Annotated in this window: 11 protein-coding genes and 1 riboswitch; of the genes, 5 read left to right on the top strand and 6 right to left on the bottom strand. The window is 42.6% G+C overall.

Annotated elements, in window-relative coordinates:
• Positions 1-160: 160 nt before the first annotated feature.
• The 3 genes from glgC (at position 161) to AB6E30_RS07370 (ending at position 3,917) form a co-directional block, all read left to right on the top strand.
• Positions 161-1,390, top strand: coding sequence for a glucose-1-phosphate adenylyltransferase (gene glgC, locus AB6E30_RS07360; protein ID WP_076648142.1), 1,230 nt, complete (start codon positions 161-163; stop codon positions 1,388-1,390).
• Complete coding sequence (gene glgA / locus AB6E30_RS07365; protein ID WP_017070017.1) at positions 1,380-2,834, top strand: glycogen synthase GlgA; 1,455 nt, start codon at positions 1,380-1,382, stop codon at positions 2,832-2,834. Before glgC ends, glgA begins: the two co-directional genes overlap by 11 nt.
• 285 nt (positions 2,835-3,119) lie before the next feature.
• Positions 3,120-3,917 (top strand): alpha/beta fold hydrolase, encoded by a 798-nt coding sequence (locus AB6E30_RS07370; protein WP_061021819.1) that lies wholly within the window; start codon positions 3,120-3,122, stop codon positions 3,915-3,917.
• Between the two features lie 139 nt (positions 3,918-4,056).
• Here the strand turns inward: AB6E30_RS07370 and AB6E30_RS07375 are convergent, their stop codons facing one another.
• From AB6E30_RS07375 to torD, 5 genes are all read right to left on the bottom strand, one after another.
• A complete protein-coding gene (locus AB6E30_RS07375; protein ID WP_102512476.1) occupies positions 4,057-4,374 on the bottom strand; it encodes a DUF2007 domain-containing protein in 318 nt (105 codons plus the stop codon).
• 70 nt (positions 4,375-4,444) lie between these two features.
• On the bottom strand, positions 4,445-5,125 hold the full coding sequence (locus AB6E30_RS07380; RefSeq protein ID WP_004736447.1) for a TVP38/TMEM64 family protein: 681 nt from the start codon (positions 5,123-5,125) through the stop codon (positions 4,445-4,447).
• A gap of 134 nt (positions 5,126-5,259) precedes the next feature.
• The gene (locus AB6E30_RS07385; RefSeq protein ID WP_004736448.1) at positions 5,260-5,850 is read right to left on the bottom strand and encodes a TfoX/Sxy family DNA transformation protein; all 591 of its coding nucleotides are present in this window, start codon (positions 5,848-5,850) and stop codon (positions 5,260-5,262) included.
• Positions 5,851-5,977: 127 nt separating this feature from the next.
• Positions 5,978-6,063: riboswitch (cyclic di-GMP riboswitch) on the bottom strand.
• 170 nt (positions 6,064-6,233) lie between these two features.
• Positions 6,234-7,238 carry an HTH-type transcriptional repressor PurR gene (gene purR, locus AB6E30_RS07390; protein WP_017078168.1) on the bottom strand — a complete coding sequence of 335 codons (1,005 nt, stop codon included), beginning with the start codon at positions 7,236-7,238 and terminating at the stop codon, positions 6,234-6,236.
• A gap of 316 nt (positions 7,239-7,554) precedes the next feature.
• Positions 7,555-8,202, bottom strand: coding sequence for a molecular chaperone TorD (gene torD, locus AB6E30_RS07395; protein ID WP_372103112.1), 648 nt, complete (start codon positions 8,200-8,202; stop codon positions 7,555-7,557).
• Between the two features lie 285 nt (positions 8,203-8,487).
• Between torD and torR the strand changes: the two genes are divergently transcribed.
• On the top strand, positions 8,488-9,201 hold the full coding sequence (gene torR, locus AB6E30_RS07400; RefSeq protein WP_017062094.1) for a two-component system response regulator TorR: 714 nt from the start codon (positions 8,488-8,490) through the stop codon (positions 9,199-9,201).
• Positions 9,202-9,369: 168 nt separating this feature from the next.
• Here the strand turns inward: torR and elyC are convergent, their stop codons facing one another.
• Positions 9,370-10,221 carry an envelope biogenesis factor ElyC gene (gene elyC / locus AB6E30_RS07405; RefSeq protein WP_372103115.1) on the bottom strand — a complete coding sequence of 284 codons (852 nt, stop codon included), beginning with the start codon at positions 10,219-10,221 and terminating at the stop codon, positions 9,370-9,372.
• Between the two features lie 115 nt (positions 10,222-10,336).
• Between elyC and cmoM the strand changes: the two genes are divergently transcribed.
• Positions 10,337-11,122 carry a tRNA uridine 5-oxyacetic acid(34) methyltransferase CmoM gene (cmoM, locus tag AB6E30_RS07410; protein WP_017063509.1) on the top strand — a complete coding sequence of 262 codons (786 nt, stop codon included), beginning with the start codon at positions 10,337-10,339 and terminating at the stop codon, positions 11,120-11,122.
• The last annotated feature ends 49 nt before the right edge of the window (positions 11,123-11,171 follow it).

Genomic DNA, 11,171 nt, shown 5'->3' on the forward strand with positions numbered 1-11,171 from the left:
AAAACCAAGTGCAAAGAATAGTGCACGCATAACAACGTTTGGCTTAGGATATTGTCACTGTATGTGAATGAATATTCGTTAAGTACCGAAATAAGTGTTAGTGCTCATCCCCCAGAGGAAGACACCTCTACGAGTACTGACATCGACAAGCTATAGATATATGGAGAATAAAATGGCTGGTGTATTGGGAATGATTCTTGCTGGTGGTGAAGGCTCTCGCTTAAGACCTTTGACTGAATCTCGCAGCAAACCCTCGGTTCCTTTCGGTGGTAGTTACCGCTTAATTGATTTCGCTTTGAACAACTTCGTTAATGCTGATCTTATGAAGATCTACGTATTAACACAATTTAAGTCACAATCTCTGTTCCACCACATGAAAAAAGGTTGGAATATCAGTGGCATCACAGATCGTTTTATCGACCCAATTCCTGCGCAAATGCGTAAAGGAAAGCGTTGGTATGAAGGCACAGCAGATGCTATCTACCAAAATATGGGTTTTATGGAGCTGGAAGAACCTGATCAAGTCTGTATTTTTGGTTCTGACCATATCTATAAAATGGACATCAAACAAATGCTTGATTTCCATAAAGAAAAGAAAGCAGCGTTAACCGTTTCTGCACTGCGTATGCCGCTTGCTGAAGCATCAGAGTTCGGTGTTATCGAGGTGGATGCAGAAGGCCGTATGATTGGCTTTGAAGAGAAACCTGCAAACCCTAAGTCGATTCCGGGAGACCCAGAGTCAGCGCTCGTTTCAATGGGCAACTACGTATTCGAAGCGAAAGAACTTTTTGCTGAACTAACGGAAGATGCAGATAAACCTGAATCTTCACATGACTTCGGGAAAGACATTATTCCAAACATGTTCCCACGCGGTGATGTGTTTGTTTATGATTTCAGCACCAACCGTATTACTGGTGAGAAAGAAGAAGTTTACTGGCGCGATGTAGGTACGATTGATGCGTACTGGCAAGCACATATGGACCTTCTTAAGAAAGATGCACCATTCTCGCTATACAACCGTAAATGGCCTCTACACACTTATTACCCGCCACTACCACCAGCTACGTTTACTGATTCGGCAAATGGTCGAATTCAGATCATTGATAGCCTTGTGTGTAGCGGTAGTTATGTACGTGGTTCGCGTATTGAAAAGAGTGTATTGGGCTTCCGCAGCAATATCGCATCAGCGTGTGATATCAGCGAAAGTATCTTACTCGGTGATGTAAAAGTGGGTGAGGGTTGTATCTTGCGCCGCGTTATCATTGATAAAGATGCAGACATCGCACCGGGTACACAGATTGGTGTGAATCTGACAGAAGACAAAAAGCATTACCACGTATCTGACGATGGTGTTGTAGTGATTTCTAAAGGAGCACGAGTTGGTTACTAAGACTCTCTCGGTACTTTTTGTAGCGTCTGAAGTTGAAGGCTTGATTAAAAGTGGTGGCTTGGCTGATGTAGCCAAGGCACTGCCGAAAGCGTTGCAAACACTCGAACAGGACGTTCGAGTGACTATCCCCGCATATAGAAACATTCCAAACATTGATTCAGCAGAAGTTATTTTATCGACTGAACTCGATCATTGGCCTCATACGGCTTATCAAGTTAAAAAACTGAGCGTAGAAGGCGTTCCAGTTTTTGGTATTGAATGTGCCAAGTATTTCGACCGCCCGGAAATGTACGCAGAAAACAATCAAGCTTATGCTGATAACGGAGAGCGCTTCTCGTTCTTTAGTGCAGCCTGTCTTGATATGCTTCCTAAGCTTGGTTTTCAACCGGATATCATTCATGCAAATGACTGGCATACTGGTTTCGTTCCTTTCTTGCTTAAATCGCGTTATCAACAACACGATTTCTTTGAAAATACGCGCAGTGTTATCTCGATCCACAATGCGGTTTTCAAAGGTGTGTTCGCATACGATGAACTTCAATTCCTGCCAGAGATGCACAGTTACCATGCGCCTGAAGCTTCAGTGAGTGACACTCATGTCACTATGCTAAGAGCTGGAGTGATGTGTGCGGATAAAGTGAACGCAGTAAGTCCTACCTATGCAGAAGAGTTGAAAACGGAATTAGGTAGCCACGGTATGGCTGCAGAATTCCAACACAGATCTGCTGATCTGTTCGGCATTTTGAATGGGTGTGATTATGGGGCTTGGAATCCGGAAACTGATGCTTTCCTTCCTCGTAAATACAAAGCGACCAAGCACAGCATGGCTCGCGGAAAATCAGCTTGTAAGCAAAAACTGCAACAAGATGTAGGTTTACCCGTTGCCGATTGCGCGGTTTATGGCATGGTTTGTCGCTTGACGAATCAAAAAGGTGTTCATTACTTACTGCCTATCATCGAACAGTTTTTGAAAAATGATCTTCAGATCGTGATTGTCGGTACTGGCGATCCGGTTTTGGCGAGTCAATTGAAAGAGCTATCAGCGCTTCACTCAGATAAGTTCTCGTTCGTAGAAGCGTACAATAATGAACTTGCGCACTTGGTTGAAGCAGGCTCTGATTTCTTCTTGATGCCTTCGGAATTTGAACCGTGTGGCTTAAACCAAATCTACAGCATGGCTTACGGTACTTTGCCGATTGTTCGTTCTGTGGGAGGTTTAAAAGACAGCGTGAATGATTACGATGAAGATCCTGAAGTCGCGACTGGGTTTGCTTTTGAAGAGCCAACACCGCAGGCGTTATTGGCTGTGTTACATCGTTCATTACTGCTTTATGCACAAAACCCATCTGAAATTAAGCGTGCTCAGCTTTACGCGATGCAGCAAGATTTTAGTTGGGAAGATGCGGCTAAAGAATACCTAGCTATGTATCATTCAGCATTTTAACTTGTTGACTTAGCTTTAAAGTTAGCTGGCGAGCAACTGCCGCTCGAACTAAATGAAGGCGCTCTAATTGTAGAGTGCCTTTTTGTTTCCTGGTCAGAGCACATCACGTTTACGAAGACAAAGCTTGCAAACTCATTTTAGTCAGGTAGAAAAGGTGAGGTAGGTATTCACATGACTAATGATAGGTTTGACACTATTATCACTTAAAGTTCTTAATAGCGTGGTATCCTTAGTCATCGCCTCGTGATGAGGCATAGCTCCATTCCAATAATTAAAGCGATAGGTATGTCTGAGAGTTTACTATTTCATAAAACATTTACTCACCCTACGAGCGATGAGTGGGTTGTATTTGTGCATGGCGCAGGAGGCAGTTCCTCCATTTGGTTTAAGCAGATCAAAGCGTATAAACAGCACTTCAACTTGCTTCTCATTGATTTGAGAGGGCATGGTAAATCAGACAACATCCTCAAAGAGCTGATTTCGAATCGTTATACGTTCAAAGCGGTAACGCTCGATATTCTTAAGGTGTTAGACCATCTGAAAATCCGTTCTGCACATTTCGTTGGCATGTCTCTGGGCACGATTATTGTCCGTAACGTTGCAGAACTAGCGGCTGGCCGTGTACGTTCAATGGTACTGGGTGGTGCCGTGACTAAACTCAACACTCGCTCTCAAGTGTTAATCAAGTTGGGTAACCTTAGCAAGCACATCATTCCTTACATGTGGTTATACAGCCTCTTTGCTTATGTTGTGATGCCACAAAAAAGCCAAAAAGAATCACGTAACCTGTTTATACGCGAAGCCAAAAAACTGTGCCAGAAAGAATTTAAACGCTGGTTTATCCTCACGGCTGATGTGAACCCATTGATGAAGTACTTCAAAGACCGAGAGTTGCCGATTCCGACTTTGTATTTGATGGGCGAGCGCGACTACATGTTCATCAAGCCAGTAAAAGAAATGGTAGAAGCGCATAAGTCGAGTGAGTTAGTTGAAATTGCCAACTGTGGGCATGTGTGTAACGTAGAAAACCCCGAAGAATTTAATCAACGATCTATCGCTTTTATTCAAAAGCAAATTCAGTGATTCTTTAGCAGAACAGATGCTCGAATAGAATTGAAACAAAAACGGGAAGCTAATTTTAGCTTCCCGTTTTTATTTGGAGGAGGTATCTGACCGAGTTGTTATATAAGGCCGTTGGAGCCACTTTACCTTTCAAAACCTGCTATTCAGGTGAAGCAGCACCGCACTGCCAACAAGAACCGAATTGTGCTTCGTTGACTTCATGACATTCTCCGCAACGCCACTCTTCATAAATGATCGAATCTTGCTGTTTCTGGTAGTCATTAACAACTGCCCGGGCTTTGCTCGCCAATTCTGGCTCATATAACCATACGTAAGGGTCAGTTTCTTCGGTAAATGGGATTTCCCCTTTCAAACCGAATAACCCTTCACCACGAACTTCACACGCAATATTCATACTTTCTAGTAATCCACAGATGATGTGGGCTTCTGTCGGATTCGATGCACTGAAGATTTTCATTGAGATAGAACCTTATCTGGCTATATGCGTTATTTAGCTATTATAAGTATACGTTATTCAGTTATAGACGTTATTCAGCCACAGGTGCTGAGCGAAATTTATTCATCAACCATTTAGCAATGATTGGGAATACACCCAGTAAGGCAAATGACAATAGTACTGAAGGGGACACGATACCCGAAAGTGAATCAATTTCCGCGAGTTGAGTACCAGCATTCAAGAAAACAGCGGTACCCGGTAACATCCCTATTTGACTCGTAATGTAGTAACGACTCACGGACATCGGTGTTAGACCCATCAACAGATTGATAAGGAAAAATGGGAATACAGGAATCAGACGCAGAGAAAACAAGTAAAATGCTCCGTCTTTTTCAACGCCCTTGTTAATCGTTGCTAATTTGTCACCAAATTTGGTTTGGATCCAGTCACGTAAAAGGTAGCGGCTACTTAGAAATGCGAGAGTTGCACCAATGGCACTGGCGAAAGAGACCAGCAGCAAACTATTCCAGAAACCAAATAGCGCAGCTCCTAACAGGGTCACAACAGCAGCACCAGGAATTGAGAAAGCAGTAATCATTACATATGCGACAAAATATATAGCAGCGGCAGCAATGAAGTTGCTATCAATGTAGTCATTTAAAACGGCTTGTTGGGCCTTGGCATTTTCAAGCGTTAGGTATTGGCCGAAATTGACGCCTAACAAGACGATGGTTACGACCAACACAATACCCAATATCATTTTCTTACTCATTGATACTTCCTCTAAATTTTCAATGTATACCATTAGTATAGATAGACAGGCAAAGCATAGATTAACTTTCAGCAGATATAAAAAAAGCCGCAGTAAATGCGGCTTAGTTATATAGATAATTTGCACTGACAATGTTAATTGACGCGATTGATAAGCTCTTCACGACGCTGCTGCGGTATAACAGACCAATGTGTGCCATTGATCGCGCCTTCTAACGCCCAAAGTAGTTCAATACTGACAGAAGACGCATGTGATTCTTTGATGGCGTTAAATGCGTTTACAGAGCCAGATTCATATAAACGTTCTACGGAATCGATCCCTGCTTTTTTCAACATACGCTCAGTGGCGAGTCGAAGGTTGGGCAGATCTTTGAGTCGAGTAGGCTTAGCTGAAGATTGCTCAGCTTTTTCTTCTTTAGCAAAACCCAGAGATGTCGTTGCAAGCTGCAAGATTTTCTCTTGGTCTTGCCACAGGCCTTCAGGTAAAGCGAAATATTTAGTAACGACAGGGAAACCACGTTTTTTGTAGACGTACGGTTGAAACCCTTGTTGTTCGAACTGTTTCGTTGTGCATTTGTCTGCTCGTATGTGCAGCTGGTCATTTACAACCAGAGCAAACATAGTGTCATCAGCAAAAAGACCGAAGCCACCAAACATCGAGCGTGATTTTATTTTTCCTAGGGATTCAAATAATTTCATTGAATCCTTTAGTATCGGTTTATCCATGTTATTTATCTCGGTGTATTTGAACTACGCCACCAAATAAGCAGGTCCGAGAGATTAGCAAAATGTTGCAATTAAATTGTCAATTAGCCGTAAATTACTAAATTATTAGTAGTTACTGCATTTTGCCATCGGTAACCCCGCTACCATACCAACGAGTGGTTTAGGCCGGAAGCTTTGCGTCTCACTCTTTCAAGTGATTTGCCCTGTGCGTGACTGATTGAATAGAATAAAGTTTTTGTTGAATGAGGCTCACACTTGTTATTTCAAAATGTGATATTGCTTCAATTAATGATCTTTCTAGTATGATACCAGGTTCATTCATGTTGTTGATAAAAAAAGCGCACCTAAAGGTGCGCTTAATTATATTAAACTGAATTTATCAATTAATTTAACGTTTTAACTGTGCTTCGCTCAACAATTTCAGGATGCATTTCGAACACACGCTTTTCATGGTCTTTATCTTTAATGCGTTCTAACAAAATTTCGAAAGCGTTCTTACCAACACGACGTTTGGGTTGGTGAACCGTTGTTAACGGCGGAGAGAAGTATTCAGCCAACTCGATGTTGTCATAGCCGATCACTGAAATATCTTCAGGGATACGAATTCCTTTCTCTTGCAGTCTGCTCATTAGGCCGAGTGCCATCGTGTCGTTAAAACAGAATACGGCCGTTGGGCGATCTACCATCTTAATGATTTTCTCTGCCGCAAGAACCGCCGTATCACACTCGAAGTTACCTTCAATGATCATGTTATCATCGGCAGCAATCTTAGCTTCGTTGAGTGCGCGTTTGTAACCCGCGATGCGTTCAACACATGCCGCTTTGTCTAAGTGGCCACTTAAACAAGCAATCTTGGAGTGACCGTGATCAATGAGGTATTTGGTCGCTAGGTAACCACCTTCCTCAGAGTTGTCGATGATCTTATCTGCTTGAGAACTCTCAGGGCCCCAATCCATAATCACTTTAGGGATGTCAGCGTGACGGTCTAACATGCCTCTCAGTTCTTCAGTTAGGTCAGAACACATAACTAAGATGCCATCTACACGTTTCTCTGCAAGCATTCGAATGTAGTCACGTTGCTTCTCATAGATACCGCCCGTATTACACAGGATCAAAGTGTAGCCTTGACGGTAGCAGTAGCTTTCAACACCATCGATAACTTCAGAGAAGAATAGGTTAGTTGATTGAGTAACTAGCATGCCGATAGTACGGGTTGTATTGCACTTCAAACTACGAGCAACGGCACTTGGTGCATAGTTCAGTTCGTCTACGGCTTTATTTACTTTTTCTTGCGTCGCTTCTGCAACAAAGCGAGTTTTGTTGATTACGTGAGAAACGGTTGTTGTTGATACGCCTGCTAAGCGAGCGACATCTTTTATAGTGGCCATGGTTTTATCCTATTAGAAGCTACTTTCCCAAAGTACGGAATGAAGTAGCCGTTAAGCTACCTAACTAAGAGCTTAAATTTGTAGGGCTCTTTGGGTACTAAAGTGCTAAAAAACAAAAAACCGCTATTGAGCGGCTTGTCTTAACACCGAAATGCTCAAAACTATAATAAGCATAGCATTTCGTGAATGTTTCATATTTTATCGTTTGCGGTCACAATTTTAGACTGACTAGAAATTACTCGCAATAAAATTCACCCGGAAATCCGGGTGAATTGTCACATTCTTCTGAATTTATTTAACGAGTCATCCAATAAGCTTATTCACCAGCGAGGTATTGGGTGTCCAATTTGCAGAATGCAAGTAGCAGAGATGAGACTGATGCGTAGAAACCGAATTCGTCAACGTCATGACATTTAACGTTGAACTTTGGTACCCAAGTAAGAAGTTGTTGCTCGATAAATTGCTGTTGAACAATGAACGATTTTTCTAGCTCTTCTTCAAGTTCCGTTTCATTAGAACGGATGATCAAGTTGCCAAGGAAGTCGAGTTCGATAGCGATGTGGTCAGCTGGTTCTTTTAGGTCTTGGTTCACCACTAAGTTGTGCTTAGCCATGATCTCTTCCATATCTTTTGCTGGCTTATCATTCAAAAGGCCAGTTTCGCCGATATACATTGAAGCGTAAGGAAGAGCGCCGTGCTTATCTGTCTTTAAGAAAAGATCGCAAAAGTCTGCAGACAGTTCTAGCTGAGCATCTTCACGAGTTTGTAGGCGGTTCAGCGCATCCACTAACTTATCAATCGCTGGCTTTAGTGTCTCATTTTCGCCTAAACCAGTTAGGAAAGAACGAATTTCAACAGAGTGGTAGTGATCGAGTTCTTCTTGAGTGAGCTCTTTGGCAAATAAGCTTGATAGCCACCAGTATATTTCTGCTCTTTGCTCGTTGAACGCTTTCGTATCTTTCATTTGTTAGATCCTGACTTAGTCTTGTGATGTTGCTTATATGCATCTTGAAGTCACTTGGGCATAAGCACACCAAGGCTGAATAACAAGGTTATTTGCGAAACGCAAAGTTACTCGTTAGTAGTAATGCCTATATTGAATTGCGATGGACGATAAATAGCAAGGTTTAAGATTGTCTTGTATCAAAAAAAATCCATGTTTCTGGCTTTTATCTTCTGTACCACTAGAATTGTTACTAGTTATGAATAGAATAGTCACTGAAACTATTAAATAAGAAAAGTGGTGTAGATGAGCTATCACGTATTAGTCGTAGAAGATGATGTGGTAACCCGCAGTAAACTGGTTGGATACTTCCAGAACGAGGGTTACACAGTGAGCGAAGCAGAAAGCGGCGCTCAAATGAGAAACGTGTTAGAAGAAAACAACGTTGACCTCATTATGCTGGACATCAACTTACCAGGCGAAGATGGATTGATGCTAACTCGCGAATTACGCAGTCAATCAGACATTGGAATTATTTTAGTTACTGGACGCACGGATAGCATCGACAAAATCGTTGGCCTTGAAATGGGCGCTGACGATTACGTTACTAAACCCTTCGAACTTCGCGAGTTATTAGTTCGAGTTAAAAACCTACTTTGGCGTATTTCTGCTGCTCGTAAAACAGCAGCGGGCGCAGTCGAAGAAATATCAGATGAGTCTGTGGTTCGTTTTGGTGAGTGGACATTTGATATCCCTCGTCGTGCGTTAAGCAAAAACGGCGAACCGGTGAAATTGACCAAAGCAGAATACGAACTGCTAGTGGCATTGTCTTCTTACCCTAACCAAGTATTAAGCCGCGAACGTATTTTGAATATGATTAGCCACCGAGTGGACGCGCCTAATGACCGTACTATCGACGTATTGATTCGTCGTATGCGTGCAAAAATGGAGTTTGATCCTAAGAACCCACAAATTTTTGTGACGGTTCACGGTGAAGGTTACATGTTCGCTGGTGATTGATTTCCTTCGGGAGTGATTAATTAACAACGACATTTAAACGTAAAAAGCCGAGACATCATTGATGTCTCGGCTTTTTTTTATTACTCAGCTTTTACTGTTAACGACCAGAGAATCTACAAATACTTGGCGACTCTGTATGCTTAAGATGAGTTTAAAGATTCAATGGGCTTATTGAGGCTGAGCCGCAGAAACTTCACCGTCATCTTCAACTAAGCTGGAAGCTTCTGGAATCACCGGCTCTTCAACAATGTCATTGCTTGTATCAAGCCAATCACGTAAATCTTGCCAAACTAATCCCATGGTTTCGTGCCAGTAACGCTCAGTCTGCTCAAGGTAGAGAGCTTTTGGCATGTACTTATTCCAAGGCTCAACAACGCCTTCTTGTGCAAGGTAGTTGGTTGGTGCAGGCAGTGGTTTCATTCCAGCAGCATTGAATTCGTTCAGTGCGCGAGTCATATGGCTCGCTGAAGTCACCAACACCATTCTTTTATTCTTAACGAACGCAGCGGCTTGGCGGGCTTCTTCCCAAGTGTCTTTTGCGGTTTCAAGCAGAATGATGTCGGGCTTTGCTACGCCAAGTGCTAAAGCCACTTTAGCCATCATTCTTGCGTTACTTACTTCAGTGCCTGCGCCATAGCCAGACAAAATGAGTTTTGCACCAGGGTAGAGGCGTAGAATACGAATCCCTTCACTTAAACGCATCAGGCCGGTGCGGCTAAGTTCTGATGTCGGTGGAATTTGGTCGTCTACGACGTGACCACTTCCAAGAACCATCACGTAATCGACGGTTTCATCGACAGGTAAAAATGCGGTGTGTTGCCTTTCCATTGGCATTAAAAGTTGACTAGAAACTGGCTGGAAAGCGATTAGGAAAATACCACATAGGGCTGAGAGGGTGATTAGGCAACCAGTCTTCCTTTTGGTAGTAAACATCACTAGGGCTAAACCCAGAAAAGCGAGAATTAACATTGCTGGCAGTGGCATCAATAGCGAAGACACTACTTTTTTCAGCTCAAACATATCCGAATAGTCCGAAAAAACATCACTTAGTAGTAAAAAGAGACATCGCCTCTTTATTCCTGAAATTCCTGTGACAGAATAGCAGGCACGATAGGACATAATAACTCAAGTAGCCGTGACTGAAGACCGTAATTTCGACGATATTGCCCACAAATTTGCAAAAAATATTTACGGCTCTGACAAAGGAGAGATCCGTCAGATCATCGTATGGGAAGATTTAGAACAAGCTTTGAGCAAGTTTGAGCAATCAGCTTCGCCGCTGCATGTGCTTGATGCTGGAGGCGGCCTTGCGCAGATGTCGCAAAAAATTGCGTCGCTTGGGCATAACGTTTCTCTGTGTGATCTCTCTTCTGAAATGCTGAAGCTCGCCGAAGAAAGTATCAGCGAAGCGGGTTTGCTAGAGCAATATCGATTTATTCATTCACCGGTACAAAAAGTCGCAGAACATCTCGATGAGAAAGTCGATTTTGTGATGTTTCATGCCGTAATGGAATGGTTAGCCGATCCTAAAGAGGCGCTTGATTTATTGCTTGAACAAGTTAAGCCAGGTGGTGTTGCCTCGATAATGTTTTACAACCACCACGGATTAGTCCTGAAAAATGTGATTTGTGGCAACATTCCTCATGTATTGAATGGGATGCCACATCGAAAACGGTTTAAGCTGCAACCACAAAAAGGCTTGAAGCCGGAAGAGGTTTATCAATGGATAGAAGACGCTGGTCTAGAAATCTGTGGTAAATCAGGCATTCGCTCTTTCAGTGACTACATAGGTAATATGGAGTACATGGGCGATTACCAATTTGAAGATGTATTGGAACTGGAAAAACAGCTATGTCGCCAAGAGCCATATCTGTCACTAGGCCGTTATATTCACGTTTGGGCTCAAAAACCTGCGCAATAACAGCGGTGAATGTGGTAAAAGAAGCCACAACATGCGCTATGCAATCGTA

This window comes from Vibrio sp. 10N.247.311.12 (genome assembly GCF_041467515.1).
In the GTDB taxonomy this organism is placed as follows: domain Bacteria; phylum Pseudomonadota; class Gammaproteobacteria; order Enterobacterales; family Vibrionaceae; genus Vibrio; species Vibrio crassostreae_C.